The sequence below is a fragment of the Paenibacillus sp. J31R98 genome, from assembly GCF_056269245.1.
Window position 1 is genome coordinate 1,336,482 of the sequence record NZ_JBWDNO010000001.1, and the last position, 23,845, is coordinate 1,360,326.

General features: G+C 47.3%; 17 protein-coding genes and 2 pseudogenes. 17 read left to right on the top strand and 2 right to left on the bottom strand.

Features of this window, described 5'->3' with window-relative positions; genetic code table 11:
* Positions 1-51: 51 nt before the first annotated feature.
* The 11 genes and pseudogenes from AC0YNX_RS05955 to AC0YNX_RS06005 form a co-directional block, all read left to right on the top strand.
* Positions 52-3,639: pseudogene (locus AC0YNX_RS05955) on the top strand (Ig-like domain-containing protein); the annotation flags it as partial.
* A gap of 105 nt (positions 3,640-3,744) precedes the next feature.
* Positions 3,745-4,278: pseudogene (locus AC0YNX_RS05960) on the top strand (chitinase N-terminal domain-containing protein); the annotation flags it as partial.
* Positions 4,279-4,449: 171 nt separating this feature from the next.
* Positions 4,450-5,334 (top strand): M15 family metallopeptidase, encoded by an 885-nt coding sequence (locus AC0YNX_RS05965; protein ID WP_475814710.1) that lies wholly within the window; start codon positions 4,450-4,452, stop codon positions 5,332-5,334.
* 122 nt (positions 5,335-5,456) lie between these two features.
* A complete protein-coding gene (locus tag AC0YNX_RS05970; protein WP_475814711.1) occupies positions 5,457-6,110 on the top strand; it encodes an alpha/beta hydrolase in 654 nt (217 codons plus the stop codon).
* A gap of 53 nt (positions 6,111-6,163) precedes the next feature.
* Positions 6,164-6,730 (top strand): dihydrofolate reductase family protein, encoded by a 567-nt coding sequence (locus tag AC0YNX_RS05975; protein WP_475814712.1) that lies wholly within the window; start codon positions 6,164-6,166, stop codon positions 6,728-6,730.
* A gap of 35 nt (positions 6,731-6,765) precedes the next feature.
* Positions 6,766-7,701, top strand: coding sequence for a phosphotransferase family protein (locus AC0YNX_RS05980; RefSeq protein ID WP_475815191.1), 936 nt, complete (start codon positions 6,766-6,768; stop codon positions 7,699-7,701).
* Between the two features lie 187 nt (positions 7,702-7,888).
* On the top strand, positions 7,889-10,132 hold the full coding sequence (locus AC0YNX_RS05985; protein WP_475814713.1) for a glycoside hydrolase family 76 protein: 2,244 nt from the start codon (positions 7,889-7,891) through the stop codon (positions 10,130-10,132).
* A 46-nt stretch (positions 10,133-10,178) separates the two neighbouring features.
* Positions 10,179-11,093: an acetamidase/formamidase family protein gene (locus tag AC0YNX_RS05990; RefSeq protein WP_475814714.1), complete on the top strand. Its 915-nt coding sequence runs from the start codon at positions 10,179-10,181 to the stop codon at positions 11,091-11,093.
* A 213-nt stretch (positions 11,094-11,306) separates the two neighbouring features.
* A complete protein-coding gene (locus tag AC0YNX_RS05995) occupies positions 11,307-12,701 on the top strand; it encodes a spore germination protein (protein ID WP_475814715.1) in 1,395 nt (464 codons plus the stop codon).
* Entirely contained in the window at positions 12,698-13,876 is a 1,179-nt protein-coding gene (locus tag AC0YNX_RS06000; protein WP_475814716.1) for a Ger(x)C family spore germination protein, read from the top strand. The genes AC0YNX_RS05995 and AC0YNX_RS06000 overlap by 4 nt, the downstream gene beginning before the upstream one ends.
* 31 nt (positions 13,877-13,907) lie before the next feature.
* Positions 13,908-15,014 carry a GerAB/ArcD/ProY family transporter gene (locus AC0YNX_RS06005; protein ID WP_475814717.1) on the top strand — a complete coding sequence of 369 codons (1,107 nt, stop codon included), beginning with the start codon at positions 13,908-13,910 and terminating at the stop codon, positions 15,012-15,014.
* A gap of 59 nt (positions 15,015-15,073) precedes the next feature.
* Here AC0YNX_RS06005 and AC0YNX_RS06010 read toward each other — a convergent pair whose 3' ends face one another.
* Positions 15,074-16,003 (bottom strand): tyrosine-type recombinase/integrase, encoded by a 930-nt coding sequence (locus AC0YNX_RS06010; RefSeq protein WP_475814718.1) that lies wholly within the window; start codon positions 16,001-16,003, stop codon positions 15,074-15,076.
* A gap of 256 nt (positions 16,004-16,259) precedes the next feature.
* Here AC0YNX_RS06010 and AC0YNX_RS06015 point away from each other — a divergent pair, with 256 nt between their 5' ends.
* Entirely contained in the window at positions 16,260-17,126 is an 867-nt protein-coding gene (locus tag AC0YNX_RS06015) for an aldo/keto reductase (RefSeq protein ID WP_475814719.1), read from the top strand.
* A gap of 86 nt (positions 17,127-17,212) precedes the next feature.
* On the opposite strand, the gene AC0YNX_RS06020 is transcribed toward AC0YNX_RS06015, so the two are convergent.
* On the bottom strand, positions 17,213-18,676 hold the full coding sequence (locus AC0YNX_RS06020; RefSeq protein ID WP_475814720.1) for an aminotransferase-like domain-containing protein: 1,464 nt from the start codon (positions 18,674-18,676) through the stop codon (positions 17,213-17,215).
* Between the two features lie 106 nt (positions 18,677-18,782).
* On the opposite strand from AC0YNX_RS06020, the gene AC0YNX_RS06025 reads away from it, so the two are divergent.
* The 5 genes from AC0YNX_RS06025 to AC0YNX_RS06045 all read left to right on the top strand — a co-directional run bounded on the left by AC0YNX_RS06025 (position 18,783) and on the right by AC0YNX_RS06045 (position 23,760).
* Complete coding sequence (locus AC0YNX_RS06025; RefSeq protein ID WP_475814721.1) at positions 18,783-19,685, top strand: DMT family transporter; 903 nt, start codon at positions 18,783-18,785, stop codon at positions 19,683-19,685.
* A 103-nt stretch (positions 19,686-19,788) separates the two neighbouring features.
* Complete coding sequence (locus tag AC0YNX_RS06030; protein WP_475814722.1) at positions 19,789-20,685, top strand: AraC family transcriptional regulator; 897 nt, start codon at positions 19,789-19,791, stop codon at positions 20,683-20,685.
* Between the two features lie 229 nt (positions 20,686-20,914).
* Complete coding sequence (locus tag AC0YNX_RS06035) at positions 20,915-21,787, top strand: SDR family oxidoreductase (RefSeq protein WP_475814723.1); 873 nt, start codon at positions 20,915-20,917, stop codon at positions 21,785-21,787.
* Between the two features lie 125 nt (positions 21,788-21,912).
* Complete coding sequence (locus AC0YNX_RS06040; protein ID WP_475814724.1) at positions 21,913-22,605, top strand: response regulator transcription factor; 693 nt, start codon at positions 21,913-21,915, stop codon at positions 22,603-22,605.
* A 24-nt stretch (positions 22,606-22,629) separates the two neighbouring features.
* The gene (locus tag AC0YNX_RS06045) at positions 22,630-23,760 is read left to right on the top strand and encodes a sensor histidine kinase (protein ID WP_475814725.1); all 1,131 of its coding nucleotides are present in this window, start codon (positions 22,630-22,632) and stop codon (positions 23,758-23,760) included.
* Positions 23,761-23,845: the final 85 nt, after the last annotated feature.

The window sequence follows — 23,845 nt, forward strand, 5'->3', positions numbered from 1 at the left end:
GCACCAATTACGATTAACCCGGGAACATATGGCGGTGCAAGACTGAAGATCATGCAGAATGATTCTCAAATCTGGCCGCAAAACAAAGAATGGGAATCACTTAATGCGAACCAGACGATTGATTCTCAAGATCTGACAGTTACTGTCGTGAAAGGCGACCGTATTTATTTCATCGCTAACAGCGGTGCTGATCATGTGAACGGGCAGGATGATATCAGATGGGATCCGGTCATTACATATTCGGAAATCACTGAGGTGATCTCACCAACAGAAGTTACCTTGGACCAGCATGAATTGACCTTGAATGTAGGTGATGTGACAACTCTGAATGCGGAAATCACTCCCGCTGACGTATCCAATTCAAGGTTAATATGGTCATCGAGCAACGCGAACGTAGCGACGGTTACTAACGGCATCGTGTCGGTACTATCAAGCGGTACGGCCGTGATTACCGTGACTACGCAGGACGGTGGATTAGTGGATACATGTACGATTACAGCAGTCGGATATCCGCTATACAAGGCTTCAGCAAGCTTCTCTGGCCAGCAGGGTGCTGATAATTGGCACAACCAATACCGGCTATTAGGCACTGATGAATTCGTGGATCTCCCTGTCTTCAGCGGAGGCGGCTGGTGGAAAACGAGCAACAATTGGGATTATGGCAAAATATCGAGCAATCTATTAACACCAGGCACTCAGGCCGATACGTCCCGTACCTTCATTGCTCCTGAAACAGGAGAGTTGAAGATAAGTGCTGCACAGCCTATTACGATTCACAAAGATACATACGGCGGTGCACGATTAAAGGTTATGAAGAACGATACCCAGATCTGGCCAGGCGGCGAGGAATGGGCGTCGATTGATAGCGGGGAAACGATCAACTTCCCGGATGTAACGACTTCTGTACTTAAAGGAGATCGTATTTATTTCATCGCAAATAGCGGTGAGAATCATGCGAATGGCTTCGATGATATTGTGTGGGATCCAACGCTGAGATTCAAGGAAGTGTCAGAGACGATTTCACCAACCCAGGTTACTTTGGATCGGCATGATCTTACTCCTGGCATCGGGGAGAACGTCTTGCTGCAAGCTGCAATATTACCTTCTAATGTAACGAATAATCATCTCTACTGGAAATCAAGCAATTCTGCGGTCGCAACGGTTAATAACGGATCGGTAAAAGTAATTGGTCCGGGTACTGCAACAATTACAGTAACGACTGCTGATGGAGGATTAATGGATCAAGCCCAGCTAACAGTAGACGGCGAAGGCGCAACAACCAGAGTCGAGTTAATCTTCATGCTTGCTGAAGCGTTAAAGTTGCCCGTTAAGCCGTATCAGGGAATTTTTAATGATGTAACCGCTGATAATTCTTCCGCTGGAATGCTGCAAAGTGCTTACGACAATGACATTATTGATGCGCATTTGCTGGACAACGGGAATATTCATCCCCAATCTCCGTTAACGAGAGAGGAAGCAGCATCTATTCTTATCAACGGATACAACTTTGCGATGGAACAAGATGCTGTGCTTGGAGACATAAGTGATCTGGAGGATTATGACGCGATTAGCGATTGGGCTCTGAAGTATGTTCAGGCAGATCGTAAACTTGGTGTTGTTCTGCCGAACGATCCGAGTCCGAGTGCATTCCAGCCACATGCAACGTTTACCAGATCTCAGGCTATTGATATGATTCAACGACTGCTGCTCGTCATGGATATTCAGGAAATGATCAAGAAAGCCATTGCAGAGGATAAGAGAACGCTCGTCATTCCGCCAAACACGTATCGGATTGGTCTAAGGGAAGGCAGCGAGTTAATGCCGATCGACAATGCTCATAATCTGAAGATTATCGCTGACGGGGTTACGGTAATCGGGACTACCCTAACGAGAGCCTTGTCGATTTCAAACAGCTCCAATGTAACCATTAAAGGGATGACGATTAACTATGATCCGCTTCCGTTTACGCAAGGTCATGTGAAAACCGTTGCTGCGGATCTGTCATACGTGGATATCAAGCTGGATGCAGGCTACCCTCGTAAGCTCTATTCGAGGCTAACGGTATATGATCCGCAAACCCACTTCCAGAAGCATCGCATTAATCATTTGTGGGGCACATCTGCAAGCTGGAACGATGATGGTACGATACGCATTTCATTAGCAGGTGTTGGCACCAATGTAGCTGCAGGTGATCCGGTGACTTTAGCAGGAGGACCGGAAGAAAGCGGCATCCCGCATGCGATAACGGTTGGAGGCAGCAGCGGCATTGTGTTTAAGGATGTCACGCTTCATACAGCTCCAGGCTTTGGTTTTCTGGAAGCCGGCAGCGAGGGAGGCACGGTTCTTGATGGCTTCAAGCTGATTCCTGGTCCCGCTCCACGAGGAGGAACGGAATTACCATTGCTGACAGCTGTTTGGGATGGAATCCAATTTAAGACCGCTAAAACAGGCCCAATTGTCGAAAACTCCGTCATTAAGAGTGCCGGAGATGATTCCTTCAGCATCCAATCGGGTGACATCGGTGTTGTGAAGGTTCAAGGTGACGAGATTACGATCGTCCTTCGCGATGGAAGCCAAGTCTTGAAGGTGGGCGACAGGCTGAAGCAATTTAGTTCCTCGCCTGAAGCGATCGTTGCTGCTGTGGAGAAAGTGACTAAGGCAACGGCCGACATCGATCCTGCACTATTGCAGAAAATAAACAGTGCTGCGGATTGGACGCCTTGGAGATTTACGGAAGAAACGTATTATAAGATCAAACTGGATCGCCAATCTCCATTTGAGCAAGAGGACTTTATCTTTTCACCTGATCGGATGGGGAATGGCTTCATCTTCCGGAATAATGAAGTATACAGCCCTGGTCGCGGTATGTTGTTGAAAGCAGGCGACGGCCTTATCGAGAATAATATCTTCCGCGGTGGAGACAAGGCTATCATCGTTTCCCCTGAGGTTGTAACCGATTCCCATGCAGGGGCTGCCAATAACCTGATCATCCGCAATAATACCATTATCGGTACCGGGTATCATCATTTTATGCCATGGTCTGATCAAGCTGGTGCGATCGGCTTCGCAGCCGGAAACATCACCAGCAAGAGAGCTTTTGACAACATCCTTATCGAGAACAACACATTTGACTCCGTGAATGGATTAAACCTTAATCTCAGCAGTGTGACGAATGCAACTGTACGGGGCAATAAGTTCCTGAACACACACCTCGAAGATCCGGGTAATAACGGAGCTGATAAAGGCATTGATCCAACCTCCGTCATTTTCGTGCGGAACTCGGATAACGTGACCTTTACTGATAATGTGGTTGATCGTATGGGTCCATATTCGACATTGCCAGTAAATATTCAGCAACCTTCAAGCAATATCGTTGGAGCCGATACGGGGGTTGTTGTTCTGAAAGCTTCTCCACTTAATAAGCTTAACCAATTAACCCTGACAGCGAATGAAACTTCACTTCGCCCTGGGGACACGGCTACAACGAAATTACAAGGCAAATTAAGCAGTGGTGTACCGACCTCGCTTATTGGTGCCGTCATTACTTACCAAACTAGTCAACCAACCGTTGCTACTGTTGATGCTAAAGGCGTAATAACGGCAGTTGCGGATGGCACGGCGATTATTCAGGTCACTGTGAATTTCAACGGGACAGTCAAAACAGGCGCACTCACCATCAAAGTTGCTAAGCCAAAGTATACTGACGTTCCCGGCATTCCGGTTCTGTCCAGTGATAACGGTTATTCCGGACTCAAGGATGGCAACTATGCGATTACCATGAATATGTGGTGGGGGAATAATGGCGATGTGTTCAAGCTGTACGAGAATGGCGTACTCATCTCTACCCAAACTCTCACAGAGAACTCACCATCCGCACAAATTGCTACCTTTAAGATTAGCGGCAAGGCAAACGGAATTTACACCTATACGGCGGAGTTAACTAATGACTTCGGCACGACAACAAGTCAGCCGCTAACCGTTACGGTAACCGATGCAGCACCTGGCAAACCGGTGCTCTCCCAAGATAATTGGGATGGCGACGGAAATTACAAGGTGACCATGAATATGTGGTGGGGAACCAATGCGACGGAGTACCGGTTGTATGAGAACGGAGTTCTGATCGATACGAAGCCGCTGACAGGAGTTACTCCGAAAGCGCAAAGTATTAGTAGCACGATCTCCGGACGTGCTGCCGGAAAATATGATTACTACTGTGAGCTTAAAAATGCGAACGGTACAACAACAAGTATAACAATGACGGTCATAGTGACCCATTAGTTATCCGAGAATAGGAAGAGCACTTCGTTTGAATGACGAAGTGCTTTTCTTTGTGTTAGGGAATAGTAAGGCGTCCACCCGACTCCGGTTTAATAAATCTTTAAGTGTTTCAGCCACTTTTTTTTAACTTTTTTCGTTTAACCTAGAGAAAGAATGAGGGAGGAACGATGAATGAGAAAGTGGCTTGTACTCTTAGGGGCATTGGTGTTAATAGGATTTTTATATAATCGGGTTTCGGTGCCCGATTCCCCGCTTCCGGTCAAACAAGTTGGGAAGGGCAACTCGTCAGAAACGCCATCATCGGTGAATGGAGAGCGGACAAACGAGCTTGAGATCCAAGTGGACGAGAACCAAGTACACGAGGGCAACTTGCTTCTCGTGAATGAAGAACTTGCTGTACCGCCCAACGATGCGGATGCCGAAGCCGTCAACTTGTACGAGCATAAGGAACTGCTGAATGGCTTCGGCTTGTTGAATACCAAGATAAGGCTCTCGCCCGATCTGACAAAGAAATTTGCTTCAATGATTAAGGATGCCGCCGCAGACGGAATCGATCATTTCATGATCAGCAGCGGTTATCGAAACGATAAGGAGCAGCAATCGCTGCGCGACAAACTCGGACCGGATATCGCGGCGCTTCCCGGGCATAGTGAGCATAACTTAGGGCTGGCACTAGACATCGGTTCGACGAAAGGGCAGATGAAAGACGCCCCGGAAGGTAAATGGCTGAAAGAGAATGCCTGGAAGTATGGGTTCATCGTCCGGTATCCGGAGGATAAAACGTATATAACAGACGTCATCAACGAGCCGTGGCACTTTCGATATGTCGGACTTCCCCATAGCGTAATCATGCAAGACAATCATTTTGCGTTCGAGGAATACTTGGACTATTTGAAAGAGCACAAATCGATCACGACCGTTGTCGGGGGCAAAACGTACGTTGTCTATTATTTTCCGGTATCTTCGAAAACGACGCTTCACGTGCCGACAATCGGAAGCTATGAAATATCGGGCAACAATACGGACGGTGTTATTGTAACCGTAATGAAATCGTGACAGTTTAAACGGAATCAATCAATTTGGAGGGTATTCAGGGATTGTAACGAATTAATTGTATATCGGAAATAATTGGTTGTGTTTATTCAGCTTAGCAGCAAATTAAGAGGGGGCTAGCGAGAATGTCATTCATTTCGGGAAAGCTCGTCACCGAGACGTTCGAGTACGATGGTGGTCGACAAGTTACGGTGTACATCCCTCCGGACCCGCCCCAGGCATTCGTATTTGCCGGTGACGGTCAGTTGATCTCGCAGTGGGGCAGAGTCCTCGAGGAGACTGGCGCACCATCCACGATGATCGTCGGCGTGCACCGACTGGACGATGAGACCCTGCGTCTCCATGAATATTCGCCAGTCTTTAACCCGGAACGATTCGCGGCACACGAGAAGTTCTTCGTCGAGGATGTGTACCAATGGACCCAGTCGCGTTTCGGAGTAACGCTAACTGCCGAACGCACATCGGTGTGCGGTGTCTCCGCGGGTGGAGAACTATCACTCGCCATTGGCCTTCGGCATCCGGACCTATTCGGTTCGATCTTCTCCGCCTCACCGGGCGGTGGTTATCGACCACCTGAGTTGATGCCGAGTACGATTCCACGCGCATACCTCGTCGCCGGAACGCTAGAGCCGTTCTTCCTCGATAACGCGACCCGGTGGGCGAATGCACTGCGCGATGCAGGTGCCGACGTGGAAATGAGAGAGCGGGTCGCGTCACACGACGATGTGATGTGGCGCGAAGAGTTCCCACTGATGGTGTCATGGGCTTTTGGACGATAAACCATCCTTAGCTTGGACTTTGAATTCAATTCGAAATTGGAGGAGAAATAAACATGAGAAAACTTGTATTGTTCATGCATGTGTCGCTGGATGGGTATGCAGCGGATTCGAACGGAGGACTCGGTTGGATTCCGTACAACGAGGAATTTGAGAAATACGCCGAGGAAGTTGTAGCCGAAGTCGGCTCTCCCGTATACGGACGCACGACGTATCGAATGATGGAGGGTTACTGGCCTACGGTGCTGGACGATCCGAATGCTTCGACACACGATTTGGAACATGCTAAATGGGTGGAGGATGTGAAGAAGATCGTCATTTCCAGCTCGATGGACAAGGCGGAATGGAACAATACGATGCTGATCAAGGATAATATCGCAGAGGAAATCAAGGCGCTCAAGGAGCAGCCAGGCAAAGATCTCGTCATCTTCGGCAGCCCGGGAGCGGCGAAGACGCTGCTACAGCTCGGTCTGATCGATGAATTCCTGCTTACAATTTGTCCGGTCGTTCTAGGTGACGGCATATCGGTATTCGAAGGCAACGAGAAAATTAAGCTCAAGCTGCTGTCCAGTCGAAATTTCAAGTCGGGCATTATCGCGACCCGTTATGCGTTAGAGAAATAAACGATGAAATAATGAGAGGACATGCCATGAAATCGATGAGATTTGATATCTTAACGATACAAGCTATCTTCGAGAAACATAGTCTCGGACGAATTGATCGTATCGAATATTCGGATCGGGGAATCGTGAATCCTTGTATTTTCATTAACGATCATTATGTAGTTAGAATAAATGCGAGAGATGTGGAGCTCCCGAAATTTGACAATGAGCAGCAAGCGCTTCTAATGATGAAATCGGAAGGCATCCCGGTTCCAGATGTTTATGTATTTGATAACAGCCGGGAGCATTTGCCCTATGAAATATTGATTACTGGCAAAATGCCAGGAGTGGATATATGGAAAGCGTTGGAGACGGCTACCGATGAATCCAAAATCAAATTGGTATACAACTCGGGCGTATTGCTTGCCAAGATTCATGGTATTGGACGGGATAAGTTTGGAGAGCTTGCTCTCTCGTCTAATAATCAATATGAGAGCTGGCAGCAGTATCTAGTAGAGGGAATGAAGCAAAGAACCGATCGTTGTCTGAAGCTGGGAATTTTAACTCCTGAGGAAGCCGAGCGCTATATCTTCGTAATTAAGAGAGCAGCTAGTATATTCAGTGGCATATCAACAGCATCGTTGATTCACAACGACTATCACTTTGCGAACATGCTCTGTGCAGATGGAGAAATTACAGCTATTCTCGATATGGAGTGGTCGATTGCCGGCGATCCGGAGTTCGACTTCAAATCGTTGCATTCCGTATTCACGGATTCGTCGGAGATAGAGCAGGCTTTCATGGCAGGATATTCAACCCTACGCAAGCTGTCACCTTTATTTGATATCAAGCAGCTATATTATCAACTCTTTGAAACAGTCGAGCTCATTTCGGTGTCTTATCTGCATTGGGGAGAAGAATCCTACCAGGGGTTTAAAGCGAGTGCCAAGTCATGGTTGGAGCAGATTGAAGCTGCATGGTCATCGGGATAAGTATAAAAGGATGGCAGAATTCTATAACGAATTCTGCCATTTTGTCATACGCGCAATATTCTTTTCTTCTATAATTTTTAATTGTAAGGGCTTTCATAAAAAGTGGGGGTGAGCGCCAAGTCCAATCAAGTCCATTGCAGTAGGCAGTGTTGTTTAAATTTAAATCATTGAGGAGAGTGCTTAACGAATGTTTAGCCATCAATTGAAGAAATTTAAAACGGCTGTCGTAAAGCTTGTTCTATCTGTATTAGTTGCCTTTCCTGTAATTGCCGGTACATATGCGTCACCTGCTAACGCATTCACGAGCTCTGACGCCGACACAGCAATGAACTCCTTCATTAGTTCGTATTGGATGACCTCTGCGAATCAATTTGCTATTGATACGACGAAATCAGCGAAAGATGAATTTTGGAAGCAGGCTCTCATGCTAGAAGTGCTCGAAGATGCTTATGATCGGACTAACAGCACCACTTATTATAATTACATCGTAATCCTTGCGAATTCGATATTAGCGCAATACGGGAACGATTGGACATATGTTGCAACACTTACGGATGATCCGATGTGGATGACGATCGCGTTCTTGCGAGCGTACTCCATTACGAGCAACGCCAGCTACCGGACTGCTGCGAAGAATACGTTCGACGGCGTGTGGAGTGCGGCTTACGACACACAGTTAGGCGGCGGAATTTGGTGGGATTATGCCAAGACTGCAAAGAATACATGTAACAACATGCCGGCGGCCATCGCGGCAGTGCGTTTATCCAGTGCGCTGGGCGATTCTACTTATTTGACGAAGGCACAAGATCTTTACAGCTGGGAGAAGAGCCGCTTGTTCTTGAATGGTCGCGTGATGGACAATCTGCATAGCGACAACACCACAATCGATAGCTGGGAGTTCTCCTATAATCAAGGCATCTTTATTGGTGCAGCCCACTATCTATATAAAGCTACGAACAATTCCTCATATCTGCAAGATGCAATTGCCGCTGCAGATTATTCCTACCACCATATCACCGACACCAACTACATTTTGAATTTCGACGCCGAGGATGGAGTGGAGGCAGGAGCAGGATTCAAGGGTATTTTTGCCCGTTACATGAACATGCTGATCAACCAAGACGGCCAGAGCCAGTATGCTGCCTGGATGAACTTGAACGCAAACACGGTTTGGAGCAACCGCCGTACAGCAGATAATCTGACCTATAAAGATTGGTCCGTCAAGACGCCGAGTTCCACGATCAAATCCTTCGGCAGCTCGACAGGGGTAGCGCTACTTCAAACGACGGTTCCTGCCAGCGGTTCCATTACGAAATCACCTGCTCCTGCGGCCGTTACCACGGTCGACCTGAAAGCAATTGGCGCCTACAATGAGGATGCGATTAGTACGGATGCATCTCCTGGTAGCTTTAGTTGGAGCGGAGGTCCATACGCTTACCCTGCTGAACAGGTTCCTTCCACCATTACCTTCGAGAACACACCGTACTTAATGGGCCCGAATTATGACGGCAACTGCAATGGCACAGTTAATACCGAGTGCAATGCGATTAAAGCAATTGGTCAAACCATCTCTCTTCCTTCTGGCAAATACACCGAAATTCGCTTGCTTGCGGCAGGCACCTACGGAAGTCAGTTGGCAAAAGAAATCAAAATCAACTACAGCAGCAGCGGCAGTGTTTCGAACCAAGTCAACATCGTGATGTCTGACTGGGCAGCAAGCGACTATACGGGGCAGAAGGCTGCCAAGACTTTCACCTCCATGCATACATCCTCCGGAGACACATCTGGAACCGGAAGAATGTACGCCTACTACTTGAGAACGACGCCTGACTGGAACGTATCGAGTATTACACTGCCTAATAACCCGAACGTCAACATCTTCGCGATCTCGCTCGTTTCCTCCCAGCAAGCAGATTTGTCGTCCTACTATAACGAAGACGGCTGGGCGAGCGACACGAGTCCAAGCAATAACAGCTTTGGTGGAGATGCGGGATATGGTTACTCGGCGAACGTGCTGAGTCTGAATCCGACGTATAGTGGAATCAAGTATACGCTTGGACCGGCAACGGATGGACAGAACAATGAGATCAAGGGAATAGGCCAGACCATTCAACTGCCTCCGAACCGGTATTCGGCAATCAAGCTATTAGGCGCCAGCACCCACGGCAACAAAACAGGAACCTTTATCTTGAATTATTCGGACGGAAGTTCGAGCAGCATAGGTGTTTCCATGCAGGACTGGGCGCTGCCGAATACAACAGCCTACCAGATGCAGGTGATGTCGTCCGCGCATATCAGCGGCGCTATGGGAACGGGTTCGTTCTATGTGTTCGGATACAGCTTATCGCCAACGCCAGGGAAAACGGTCACCAGCATAACGATGCCGGCTAACACGGACATCCATGTCTATGCGATCTCGCTTGTGAATTGATGGTTGACGATCAGCCCCTCTATCCAATTGACGAGGAGGAGTAGCTATGATTTATCAGTTCTTACCACAGCTTTATTATAATACGATAGGCCAACATCCATCTGTATTGACGATTCGGGATGGAGATACGGTCATCACGACGACAGTCGATGCCAGAGGCTGGGACATGTTCGGCGAAAGCGCAGCTACTCGCGGGAATCCGATGACAGGCCCCTTCTATGTGGAAGGCGCGATGCCCGGTGATACGCTAGCGGTTACATTCGAATCCATTACTCCGAACCGCGATTGGGCTTGGACAACCAACATGATTGCCCCAGCTGTTATCGAACCCAATGTTGCTGCTTCATTGCTGGCATCGGACATCGTTCGCTGGACGGTGGATGTTTCACAGGGGATAGCTTTTCTCAAGGAGCCATCGCCGGGGCTGATTGAATTGAAGCTGCCTCTGCGGCCTTTTCTAGGCTGTTTTGGTGTAGCGCCTTCCAATGGTCAGTTCATCTCAACTGCTACGAGCGGCGAGTATGGCGGTAACATGGATTATAAAGGACTGGTCGAAGGTTCTACCGTTTATTTTCCGGTATCTACCGAAGGTGCATTGTTGTATCTAGGTGATGGCCATGCCTTGCAAGGCGATGGAGAAATCATCGGTACAGGGCTCGAAATATCGATGGATGTTCGGTTCACAGTTAGCGTTCTAAAGGGAAAAATGATAGGCTGGCCGAGAGGTGAAACCGATACGCATTGGTTCTGTATCGGCAATGCACGGCCGCTTGACCAGGCACTTCAACATGCAACGACCGAAATGTATCGGCTGCTGCAGGAAGATTACGGCTTAACGTCTTCGGAAGCCAGCTTGTTGCTTGGCCAAGCAGTGGAGTATGAAATTGCCAACATGTTTAACCCAGCTTATAGTGTGGTTTGCAAACTGCCGAAATCGGTTTTATCGCAATTAATAAGATAGAAAAGCGCAGGGGCTGTTGCCCTTGCGCTTCTTTGTTATCAGCTAGCAAGCGCACGATGTCTAGGATTCAAGGAAAGTATGAACGGAACGAAGGCTGGACAACATAACGCTAGAAAATTTTGGCGAGGAATGAAGGGAATGTTCTCTGTTTCGGAAGAGACTGCTCTAGGCGAGAAGCAGGATTTGAGCTCAAACATAAGAGAAAACGAGCAGATGTTGAAGGGGATATTCAAGAACTGCTCCGATGTGGTGATTAGAGCACTTCCCAATGAGCATGAGGATGAAATTCTAATTGCTTACGTGGATGGTCTCGTGGACACGAAACAATTGGAGCAATCCATGAATCATCTCCTGATGTCTGCGGAGAATTCCATAGCCTCTGGTAAGGAATTAAGCCTTGGCAGCCTGATTAGAGATCATCTGGTCTTGTTCGGGCAAACAAAGAATGTCAATAAAGTGGAAGACTTAATTCAAGGGGTGCTCAAAGCCAATATCGCAATTATTACAGCTGGTGAGAGTGATGCATTGCTAGTCGATGCCAGTGGTTTTGAGAAGCGTTCAATTGAGGAATCCAAAACGGAGAATGTCATCTCAGGTCCAAGAGACAGCTTTACTGAAACATTACGGACGAATACAACGCTCTTGAGAAGACGAATTCCATTTTCGCGGTTAAAGATGGAATCGTTCACGATCGGAACGCTAACACAGACGGATTTGGTCCTCGTTTATGTGGAAGGGATTGCGGCCGATGGTCTAGTTGAGAATGTGCGCCAAAGACTGCAAACCGTACAATTGAAGGCGATACTGGATTCCTCCTACATTGAAGAGTATATCCAAGACTCGCCATGGTCGCCTTTCCCGCAAATTCAGAAAACAGATCGTCCCGACACGACGGCTGCAAGCATTATGGAAGGTAGAGTAGCCATCATCGCAAACTGTACCCCCTGCGTATTGATTCTTCCGGTTACGTTTTGGACGGGCATGCAATCTGCGGATGACCATTATGAGCGATTCGATTTTGTCGTAGCCAGAAAAGCCGTGAGATATATAATGATGATGGTTTCATTGATCTTTCCTGCCTTATATGTCGCTTTGACGGCGTACAATCCGGAATTATTACCCGGCTCGTTATATCAAAGTATTGCAACAGCACGCGAGAAATCTCCATTTCCTACGGTTATTGAAGTTGTCATCATGGACTTCATCTTCGAGGGTCTGCAGGAAGCAGGCATTCGAATGCCATCCCAGTTAGGTCCGATTGTAAGCATTGTCGGAGCGCTCGTGGTTGGTGAAGCAGCGGTAAAAGCTAACATTATTTCGGCGCCGATTGTTATCGTGGTTGCCCTAACCGGGATCGCCGCTTACGGAATACCGCGCTACGGATTCTCGATTCCGCTTCGGCTGCTGCGGTTCTTCCTCGTCGTATTAGCTGGAATCTATGGTTTATATGGACTCTCCTTAGGCTTGATCGCCATTCTAATTCACCTGGTGACATTGGAATCGTTCGGAGTACGTTATCTCATGCCCGTTGCACCTCTGAATTTCAAACAGCTGAGAGACGTTGCTCTCCGAACAATGCGCTGGCGGCGGAGGAGACAAAACGAATGAAAAGATGGAATAAACCATGCTTATCTTCCGCGGTTGTTGTAGTCGTTCTGCTTCTTCTTGCGACGACTACAGGCTGCTGGGATATGGTTGAGCCTAACCAGCGTTCCATATGGATTGGGACGGGGCTGGATTGGGCACCTAATAACCGAGTTCTGATTAGTGCGGAAATCAGTATTCCTCAAGCGGCTGTGGGGGATGGTGGCGTTAAAGGGGCCTCTTTCTTAGTGAAATCAGCCGTAGGCAAGAATCTAGAAGATTCTTTCCAGAGGGTTCAATCCAAATTATCCCGGAAAATATTTCTTGGACACCGTGATGCGATTTTTATCGGTGAAAAAGCAGCTTTACGTGGATTTGGGAGTTTGCTTGATGAGTTCGGACGCAATCCGGAAAGCAACATACGCGCGAAATTATTTCTAATCAAAGGGACAAGCGCAAATCAGTTTCTCAAAGAGAAGGCAGAGCTCGAATCTTTTCCCGTCACTCAAGCGATTCGTCAAATCCATTTCAGGGGGATTGATGATCGAAAAACGACGATGATCTTCATCAAGGAAATCATGAAGCGCGATGGTATGAGGGCGATTCTGCAGGTGATCAATCCTGATAAGAAAGAACGGGAAAAAGAGGAGTCAAATCCAGATCAAGATGAAGCCGTCATTACCGAAATTGCCCTGCTCAACCAATCATTGAAATTAGCCGGTTATTTGCAGGATGAAGAAGCAATCGCTGCTCTCTGGGCATCGGATTACCTGCGAAGTCAAATGATTACGGAGTATTTAACTCAAGGAGGTGGTCTAGCGACATTAGCTTTGCATCATATGGGGCGATCTATTGAAACGAAGATTAAAGGCGAAGTTATAGAAGCCAAGCTGACCCTTAGCGGCGAAGGCATGCTGGATGAGAATGATACCGACTTGAAATTAGCCAATTATGCAGATATTCGGATTTTGGAAGATGAGTTCAACAAGAAAGTGCAGCAGCGAGCTTCCGATGTGATCCATAAGGTGCAGAAAAAATACGCTCTTGATGTGTTCGGGGTTGGCGAAGTCATTCACCAAAGGTACCCGGATAAGTGGAAACGACTCAAGGGAAATTGGGATGAGCGATTTCCCGAAGTCCAAGTTACGGTTCTATCTAAGGTTTCCTTGCGCCATATGGGAGAAAAGGGGGGGAGATAACGATTACGACATAACGATGAGGGGGTAGCTCTTGAAGCTCTCAAGCAGCCAATTGTTTTGGATCATATTTTGCTTTCAGGTGCATTATGCACTGAATCCAGCGTTTCAATATGGACATCAAGATGCGTGGATCATCTCGCTTGTAATGGGAATCACCGCGATGCTGCTTACGTTTATCATTGTCAAGGCAAGCTTGTTGTCGAAGGACGAGTCCCTCCCTGCATTGTTTCGTAGGCTGTTAGGTAATTGGCTCGGAAGAGGAGCGGCTTTCTTGTATATCGTAAGCTGGTTTTTATTAACCGCTGTGACGCTTAGAGAGTGGGTAGATTATGTCTTCCTTAAATTGCTGCCTAATACTCCGGCATTCATGGTTCTGATTCCTTTCGTGATTCTAGCCGTGTATGTAAACGTCAGAGGGGGAATTACTGCGATTGGTTATTGCAGCCAAGTTATTGGTCCGTTATATTTTCTGATTAGTTTCGTTCCGTTCTTCCTCATGTTTGACGTCATGGAATGGTCCAATTTGCTGCCCATATACTCGGATACGGGAGGGGAAAACCTGCTGAAAGGAGCGATTCCCGCTTTGGCTGACGTGATGGGGGGATCCATGGTTCCCTTCATGATTATGGGGATGAATATCGATTCCAAGAAAACGATGAAATCGGCTTTATGGGCAATAGGGTTGTCCGCGTTATGGGTCATTCTGTCATCGATTGGATCCGTATTGGTTGTTGGGCCACATCAAGCTTCGGAATTGCTTATCCCTTGGGTGGATTCCATTCGAACGATTTCCATCCTTGATTTCATTCAGAATGTGGATGCCTTTGCGATTTGTATCTATGCATTCGCTCATTTTATCTCGGTATCCGCGAGTATGTTTGGGACAAGCAACGGATTGGCTGAATGGATGAGAGTGAGGAATTGGAAGAAGCTCGTTTGGTTTATTGCTTTTGCGGTGTTCCTGAGCGTCATCCTAACGTCCAATCTAGGCCATATTACGAATGATTATCGGCAATCGATATTGGTGCCATGGATACTGCCGCTAAACATGTTTATGATTCCAATCCTCTTATTGCTGATGGACAGCATTAAGAGATGGCGAATGAAGTCAAAGCAAATGACTTTATTAAATGACTAATGAAAAAGCCCTGCCGCGACGCCAGACAATGGCGAGATGCGGGCAGGGCTTTAACGTTTTCAAAATCCACTGTTGATCGTTTGAGGTAATAGGGGGAGGATGGTCATCATTGCGTCCTTCTTTGCTTGATCATTTACGTGGGTGTAGATTTGTGTTGTTGAGACATCTGCATGACCAAGGAGCTCTTGTAGTGTCCGCAGATCGACCTTGCCGGTTGCGAACAAATTTGTAGCGAATGAATGACGCAATTTATGAGAGGATAATGCGACATCCTTATACTGTGGATGTTCTTGTTTAAATAGCTCAAATGTTTTCTCGGCCACATCTTGAATCGCGCTTTTGGAAATACGACGGCCAAGGCGAGAGATGAAGAATGCATTCTCTTGGATTCTTCTAGGCTGCAATCTTTGGGTCAGGCAATTGTTAAGAAGCATGACTAATGCCGGCTGAAGCGGAATATACCGCCACTTACGGCCTTTGCCTAGTACGGCAAGATGACCGGCATTCACATTGAAATCGATGATGTTAAGTCGATGAACTTCCCCAACGCGGAGTCCACAGTAGGCCATTAGAGCAAGGATCGTAATGTCTCGAGTTTGAAACCGGGTATTCACGTTCTTAAGTAAATCTCCAAGATTATTTTGTTCTATATATACCGGCACCTTGTTTTTTTCTACTTTCGATTTCTGTACTTCGATAGCCGGATTCGCCTGGATCCGGTTAAACTCAATCATAACCTTAAAGAAGAGACGGATCGAGGATAGCGATCGGTTGCGTGCTCCATCTCCCGCGCCGCTGTTTCGTATTTTGGTGAGATGCGACATGATATCGATTTTACGTAAAGTCTCAATAGGCTTCTCAGAGGTGCTGCGCAAGAATGCCCGCACGTCATGGAGATAGCCTTTTTGCGTTTCCTGCGAATAGGATCGATCTTTGAGCCATATCAGAAACATTTCCAATTCTTCCTCATGTTGGACTGCTATATTCATTGATTTTCGCTCCTGATTTAACGTGATGTAGGTCATGTTCATCTAGAAAAATGGCTTAGAAGGCGAACACAATTAAATCCGTATTTAATAGTGTTCAATATTCGACTTTTCTCTCCAAATCTCCTGCAATATAGTTTAGGGAACTAGATGAACTTTTTTTCAGTACTATTAGTGAAGCAGCTTAACTGGTATATTTAATATGGAAATTATTCACTACTCTTGGAAGCTTCATAACTAGATCTAAGGAGGTTTTATAATGTCACTACCACAACGTAAGCTAGGTTCGACGGGGATTATCGTGGGGGAAATCGGGATGGGAGGCATGCCGCTCTCCGTTAACGGACGCCCTTCAGAGGAAGATGGTATCAGAGCGGTACATGCCGCGTTGGAGCAAGGCATTACACTATTCGATACAGCTGATTCGTACTGCTTGAATTCGACCGAAAATGGTCATAACGAACGTCTGCTCGCCAAAGCTTTACATAATCGTCCTGAAGTGCTCATCGCGACAAAAGGCGGCCACATTCGTCCGGATGGACGCTGGGAAACCGATGGCCGTCCTGAACATTTGCGTCAAGCGTGCGAGGACAGTTTGCGTGCGCTCGGCGTAGAAGCAATCACGCTCTATCAATTCCACCGTCCGGATCCTAAGGTTCCGTTTGCGGAATCCGTGGGAACAGTCGCGGAATTGCAACGGGAAGGGAAGATCGTTCACGTGGGACTGTCGAACGTCTCCGTTGCTCAGCTGGAAGAAGCCCGCCAAATTGTAACGGTCGCGTCTGTTCAAAACCGTATGAACTTGTTTGACCATTCGTCCATGGACGTGTTGAAGCGCTGCGAAGAGCTCGGTATTGCCTTCCTACCATACAGCCCGCTTAACGGCATGGGCAACGCACAAGGTATCGGCAGCAATGAGACGCTTTCGCGGATCGCCAGAAGTCATGATGCATCGCCGCAGCAGATCGCAATTGCATGGTTGCTTCAATTATCGCCAGTTATTCTGCCAATTCCCGGCGCCAGCAAAGCGGCGAACATCGTTAATTGCGCGGGTGCATCCAACGTGAAGCTTTCCGCCGAAGACGTGGCTGAATTGAACGGCATCGCAGCTCAAATCACGGCCTAATAGAACACAGATTACGGAAAAACGGCAGCCAACAAATGGCTGTCGTTTTTCATTTAATGGGCAGTTACCGGGCATTTATATATCGTTTATACCGGATCGGCATGATGCAATAGCTGGCAGAGTGTTACAATGGCCTCGTGAATTTGCGCTTGTGGCAGAGCAGCAAAGCCGATTCGTAGACTGTTTCTCTCGGGATTTCCTGAATAGAAGAAAGAGCCTGGGAAGAATAAAATGCCTTGGCGTTCGGCCTGAGCAAACAAGACGTCCGTGTTGACGCCGTCTGTCGATGTCAGCCAAAAAAAGGGGCCGGCAGCCGGAGGCGTCCACGTCCAAACGGAGGGGGCATGACGCTTCAATAGCTGATGAATCTCGTCACGTCTCTTTATTAATTGTCCACGGACATTGTGAAAATGCTCATTCATGTTCTGTTCCAATAGGTATAGCAGAATACGTTGGTTATACAACGGGGTACTTAAATCGGTCACTGCTTTTGCATGGAGTAGCCGTTGGTACACAGAACCTCTTGCCGCGATTACGGATAGACGGAGTCCGGGTGCAATTGATTTGCTAAATCCGTGCAAATAGATCACATGTCCAGTTTGATCCAAGCTAAAAAGGGAACGAGGCGGCAGATCATCGAAGTAAAGTTCCTTCCAGGGGTCATCTTCCACAATCAAGGTGTTATAGCTCTTGGCGATTTCCAGCAAACTCAAGCGTTTTTGGATAGACAAGACATTACCTGTTGGATTCTGACCTGTAGGCAGTGTGTAAATCAATTTAGGGGGATGCATGTCGCACAACTGCTGAAGAATATCCAGTCTCATGCCTGTATGATCTGTAGGAATGGAAATCAAGGTTGCGCCACGCGAGCGAAAAGCATCCAAAGCACCAGGATAAGTAGGAGATTCAACTGCAACGAGATCACCAGGTCCAAGAAACGTTCGCGCAACGAGATCAATGGCTTGCTGGGTACCCGTAGTAATTAACAGTTCGGATGCGGTGAGCGGAGAATTCTTATCCTGAAATAAAGAAGCAAGCTTATTGCGCAACGCTTCGTCTCCTGCAGCCGGTGCATAATCGCCAATTGAAGATCGGTCGGATAAAGCATGTTGAAGTGCCCGTTGAAAGTGTTGAATGGGCAAGAGTTCTTCCGTATGTAGTTTGATCCTGTGTAAGGGGTATTTCACATCTTTGCGGTTCACTGCCCCTACATGCCGGAACATCGACCTTCCTAAATAATCGGGAATCGCCAACTGCCAATCATACGAAGGTTTCGGGGTGTTTTCCTTTAAAATCTCGTCTCTTTCCGAATTTGGGATTCGAATGAACGTACCTTTGCCGTGATGTCGATGTGCATATCCATTTGCTTCTAACTTCTCGTAAGCAAGGACAGCTGTCATCAAACTAACCCCAATCTCACGGCTCAATTCTCGCACGGATGGAAGAGGATCGCCTGCTTTATACAAGCCCGAACGGATGCGGTCCGCCAAGGCTAATTGAATTTGTTCGGCAAGTGGAACACGTGACTTACGATCTAATGTAATTTTCATCTCCATGTCTCACTCCTTTCTGCCAACTGTTATAACACGTCGTTTACTGTTCTAGCAAGTATATGGTGTTATAGAGGGGAATCGAAGAGCTACTGGATAGGAGCAAATGAAGATGATGATTGCGTACATGGCGATGTGTTTGATTTTCGGGACGACTTTTCTGTCGATCAAGGTTGGGATTGAAGGAGGAATGCCTCCGTTTTTCTTTGCGGGCGCTCGGTTTTTCCTCGCAGGGATCATTATTTTGTTCATGCTTGGAGGAGCCAAATCACTCAAGCATCTTACCAAGCAACAAGTGAAAGAGATCACCTTCGGAGGGTTGGGATTGACAGGGATTCAGTTTGCGGCCGTGTATTGGGCAGAACAGTATTTGCCTTCTGGAACAGTTGCGATTCTGGCAGGTACGAGCCCTATATTTACAACATTGCTGTCAATGTGGATTGGTCAACAAAAGAGCAGTTTACACCTTATGATCGGAATAGCCCTTGGCTTTGTGGGGACGTTCTTAGTCGCAACAGGTACTAGCCAGGTGACGTCAACGGGAGAACAGGGACTGGCTAAAGTAGGCATCGCATTGCTCTTGTGCGTAAAATTGATATATGCGTTCGTACTGACTCGGTTTCAAAAACATACACGCTCTGTACCTTCCATGACCAGCAACGGTCTGCAGATGGTAGTAGGTGGTTTGTTTATTCTGTTGCTCTCTCTCTGCGTTGAGCATGTGACTCCAACTGAGTATTCCCCAGAATCTTTCGCAGCTCTAGCGTACTTGATCGTTTTTGGTTCCGTAATAGGCTATTCCATTTTTTATTGGTTACTACGTGTCACGAACACCGTCTTTCCTACCACATTTACGTTTGTTTCACCTGTGATCGCGATATTTGTAGGGGCGCTGTTCATGAACGAAAAACTCACTTTTGTGATGGGGTTAGGGGCGGGTAGTGTCATTTCCAGCGTGGTGTTTCTGAATTGGGGTTTACGGATAAGTTCTAAGCGTCTGCGTTCATAACGGGTTGAGAGAGGGGGAAATAGAATCAGTTAAAACTAATATCTCGATTAGCGGGTTTTATATGTAAATATCCGTTATATTGTATTTGGAGGGAGGTTATGGGATGAATACGATGAAGAAGCTGAACGAAGCGATGCAGTATATCGAAGAGCAGTTATGCGATGAGATTAACTTTGAACACGTATCAAGAATCGCCTGCTGTTCCGAATATCATTTTAGACGGATATTTTCTTACGTAGCTGGAATGTCATTGAGTGAATATATTCGCAAGAGAAAATTGTCGTACGCAGCAACATTATTACAATCCGGCAAAGAAAAAGTTATTGATATTGCATTCCGACTTGGTTACGAATCCCCAGATGCATTCAGCAAGGCCTTTCAAGCCATGCATGGTGTTGGTCCGTCTCATGCACGTAAAGAGGCTGTTATGTTAAAAACATTTCCACCTATGACCTTTCAATTAACATTGCAAGGAGGATATGAAATGAATTATCGTATCGTTGAAAAGGGCAGTTTTAATTTGATGGGTGCGGGAGGTAGAATTCCTTTGATTTACAACGGTCCGAACCCGCATACCGCCAATGTTTGGAGAAAATTGAGGCAGGAAGACCTGCTAGTATTAATGGAATACTCCAAGGTGGAACCGAGAGGCATACTTAATGCATATGCAAATTATGATGACAAGCGGGTTGAAGGGACTGAACTCGATTTATTCGTGGGCATCGCGATGGAAGAACAAATGCCCGATCGGTTTAAAGATAGATTTGATGTATTGCAAGTTGAAGCTTCTACTTGGGCCGTATTTACGACTATCGAGAAACGCCCGTTTGAAACCCAGGACACATGGGGACGAATTTACTCGGAATGGTTCCCCACATCTGGGTATGAAATGACAGATGGACCGGAGATGCTTTGGTATGAGAGTTTTGATTTCAGCAAACCTGATTTCAAGACTGAAATTTGGGTTCCTATCAAAAAGCTGCATGCCGATAGAAATTAACAATTATGAATTATATTATCCAAGTATTGGTAAAGTAATTGCCGCGTATTTGGCGGCTTTTTTTTTATATTTCTACCCCAATCATTCCTTCTAATCAATAAGAATATAACATGAAATGCGTTGGAATAAATAATAGAGATCCAGTATGATGGCATTAACAATTTCAGATTAATTCGTCTCGCTCATGGTAAGTCTATAACGATAAAGCGAGCTTGGAGGAGAAATTATTATGATCCTGATAACTGGAGCAAACGGGAAAGCTGGTCGTGCAGTCATCAAAGCTTTACTTTCTAAAGGAGAGCCGATAAGGGCTCTTGTTCGTAGAACCGAACAAATCGAGGAAATTAGAACATTAGGTGAGATGGAAGTAGTCACAGGAGATATGTTGGATCAACATGCTGTAAATGAAGCTTTTGTAGGAATCAGGGCTGTATACCACATTTGTTCAGCTATGAATCCCGATGAAGTTCAAATCGGTCAAGTGATAGTAACAGCAGCTCGCTTGGCCAAAGTAGAACATTTCGTATTCCATTCCGTTATCCATCCGGTCATTCAAGAAATGCCGCATCATCAGAAAAAACTAATGGTTGAAGAGCTTCTTGTGAATTCAGGGATCCCATATACGATTATTCAGCCAGGAGTATTCATGCAGAATATTCTCGAGTCTTGGAAGTTGCTTAGTCAAGAAGGTATCTTCCAACAGAAGTATTTTACGACTCAAGAAACTCGTATAGGCATGGTTGACTTAGAAGACTTAGCCGAGGCAGCTTCAATCATTCTTACTAGTCCAGGGCATAAATGGGCTACCTATGAGATTTGTGGTCCTGATAATTTATCTTTGTCTGATATGACATCAACAATGGAACAGCATCTTGGCCATGAGATCAAAGTTAAAACGCCTCAAGACGAAATGTTCGCTGAACAATTAAGAAAGCGTGGATCAGGAGACTATCAAGTAAATACAATATTAAAGATGTTCCAACATTACACTGAACATGGATCTATGGGTAATGCTAATGTTCTAACGTGGATCTTAGGTCGTAAACCTAATGATTTTTCCTCCTTCATTCTTCGAACACTAAAAAATAAGAACGGATACTAATAGGCGATTCAAAATAGCGAAACTGTCTTAGGAACGATTCCAGAGGCGGTTTCTTTGCCGTTTCCGCAACTTTCCAGTCGCAGCTCTTATGAGGTAAACTTAGAACAGCAAAGGGGGAAGCCGGAATGAGAATCAAAGTGTTGATTGCAGACGACAATTCGTTCATCCGCGAAGGGATGCGCATTATTCTGAATACGTTTGAGGAATTCGAGGTGCTCGAAGCCGTGGAGGATGGCAAGCAGGCCGTCGATTATTGCCGTGCGCACGACGTCGATGTCGCGTTGCTGGACGTGCGGATGCCGAACATGAACGGCGTGGAAGCGACTCGCCTCATCACAGAGCATACAGCGACGAAGCCTCTTATATTGACCACCTTCGACGACGACGAATCGATCGTTGAGGCGATTCGCTGCGGAGCGAAGGGCTATCTGCTCAAGAACAACGATCCCGAGCGCATCCGCGACGCAATCAAGAGCGTCTATCACGGCAACAATGTACTGCAGGACATCATTCTCGACAAGTTGAAAAGCTCAATCGGTGTGTTGCCCGCGGACGCCGCGACGTCAGCGAATAAAGGTGCCGCAGGGGTTCCGGATGCGGTGCCTGCGGCCAGTCCCATCGACCTCAGTCCGTTCACGGAACGGGAGACTGAAGTGATGGCGCTGATCGCGAAGGGCTACTCCAACAAGGAGATTTCCAAGGAGCTGTTCATCTCCGAAGGCACGACGGCCAACTATATTACGTCGATCCTGAACAAGACGGCGCTGGAGCACCGGACGCAGATCGCCATCTACTACTTGACGGGCAGAACCCGCTAACGCACCGAAGGAGGCTCGTCCGCCGTGGAACTATGGACTGTCGGCAACAAGACGATCGTTTGGCTCTACGTCATCGCGTTGACGTATTTCGCGCATCAAGCAGCCGAGCGGATGCTGGTGCTCTACTTTCTGCTCTATTTGGCGATGAATTTAGTGATCCACATCGTCAAATCGACGCGGCTTAAGCAAGGGCTGATCGTGTCGATGATCGCCTATCTGCTGCTCTGCGGAACGTACGTGAAGCCGGAATTTCTGCTCCTGCTGCCGCTCACTTTCTTCGAATTGGCGTCCTTCTATATTAGTGACCGGCGCATTGTGCTCGTGCTCGTCCTCGCGCCGATGCTGTTCCTGGCGCCATCGCTGCTCGTCCAATACGGCTTTATCGCCGTATTTGTCTTCTTCAACTACGCCATTGTCAAGCGCTATATGGAGCGCGTGAATCTGCTGGAGGACGATCTGGAGCGAGCGCGTCTGCGCCAACAAGGGCTCGACAGACAGTTGAACGGGAATGCGGAGTATGCGCAGGCAAGCGAATATCTCGTGAAGTTGGAGGAACGCAACCGAGTGGCTCAGGAAATCCATGATGGCATCGGGCATGCCATCACAGGTGGCCTCATCCAGATGGAAGCGGCTCGTTTGACGCTACACCGAGACCCCGAAGCCGCAGAGGCGTTGCTTAGCAATGCGATCGCCATTTCCAAGGACGGCATCGAACAAATCCGTCGGACGCTCAAGGACTTGAAGCCGCCTGTTGAGCAGCTCGGCCTTGGCCGATTGCGGTCCGCCGTCGAGGCGTACGGCAACCGGTCAGAGCTGTTGACGACGGTTGTCCATGAAGGCAACATGGAGACGATCACCCCGATTCAGTGGAAGATCATCCACGAGAACGTGATGGAAGCACTCACGAACGCGGCCAAATACGCCTGCGCTTCTGCTATTCACGTCGAGATCCGGGTGATGAACCGGTTCATCAAGGCGGTCGTCGCCGATAACGGTCAAGGCGCGTCCAAGATCATCAAAGGCATGGGACTCATCGGCATGGAAGAGCGGACTGCCGCCGTGAATGGGACGGTGACGGCCGACGGCGCGCACGGCTTCGTCGTCACGACGCTGATCCCGCGAACCGGTCATGAAATCGCCGCGAACAGAATATGAGATTTCCCATGGGTAAGGGATGAACTTATGCACTGACATAAGGGCATCCTTTTTTCCTATACTTAAACTATCTTAAGAACGAGAA

Excerpts from the sequence above, each read along its gene's own strand:
- AC0YNX_RS06025 (WP_475814721.1), top strand. The coding sequence starts at position 18,783 with ATGAAGATGATGATTGCGTACATGGCGATGTGTTTGATTTTCGGGACG.
- AC0YNX_RS05980 (WP_475815191.1), top strand. The coding sequence starts at position 6,766 with ATGAGATTTGATATCTTAACGATACAAGCTATCTTCGAGAAACATAGT.
- AC0YNX_RS05975 (WP_475814712.1), top strand. The coding sequence starts at position 6,164 with ATGAGAAAACTTGTATTGTTCATGCATGTGTCGCTGGATGGGTATGCA.
- AC0YNX_RS05965 (WP_475814710.1), top strand. The coding sequence starts at position 4,450 with ATGAGAAAGTGGCTTGTACTCTTAGGGGCATTGGTGTTAATAGGATTT.
- AC0YNX_RS06000 (WP_475814716.1), top strand. The coding sequence starts at position 12,698 with ATGAAAAGATGGAATAAACCATGCTTATCTTCCGCGGTTGTTGTAGTC.
- AC0YNX_RS06010 (WP_475814718.1), bottom strand. The coding sequence starts at position 16,003 with ATGAATATAGCAGTCCAACATGAGGAAGAATTGGAAATGTTTCTGATA.
- AC0YNX_RS06035 (WP_475814723.1), top strand. The coding sequence starts at position 20,915 with ATGATCCTGATAACTGGAGCAAACGGGAAAGCTGGTCGTGCAGTCATC.
- AC0YNX_RS05990 (WP_475814714.1), top strand. The coding sequence starts at position 10,179 with ATGATTTATCAGTTCTTACCACAGCTTTATTATAATACGATAGGCCAA.
- AC0YNX_RS05985 (WP_475814713.1), top strand. The coding sequence starts at position 7,889 with ATGTTTAGCCATCAATTGAAGAAATTTAAAACGGCTGTCGTAAAGCTT.
- AC0YNX_RS06015 (WP_475814719.1), top strand. The coding sequence starts at position 16,260 with ATGTCACTACCACAACGTAAGCTAGGTTCGACGGGGATTATCGTGGGG.
- AC0YNX_RS06040 (WP_475814724.1), top strand. The coding sequence starts at position 21,913 with ATGAGAATCAAAGTGTTGATTGCAGACGACAATTCGTTCATCCGCGAA.
- AC0YNX_RS06030 (WP_475814722.1), top strand. The coding sequence starts at position 19,789 with ATGAATACGATGAAGAAGCTGAACGAAGCGATGCAGTATATCGAAGAG.
- AC0YNX_RS05995 (WP_475814715.1), top strand. The coding sequence starts at position 11,307 with ATGTTGAAGGGGATATTCAAGAACTGCTCCGATGTGGTGATTAGAGCA.
- AC0YNX_RS06020 (WP_475814720.1), bottom strand. The coding sequence starts at position 18,676 with ATGAAAATTACATTAGATCGTAAGTCACGTGTTCCACTTGCCGAACAA.
- AC0YNX_RS05970 (WP_475814711.1), top strand. The coding sequence starts at position 5,457 with ATGTCATTCATTTCGGGAAAGCTCGTCACCGAGACGTTCGAGTACGAT.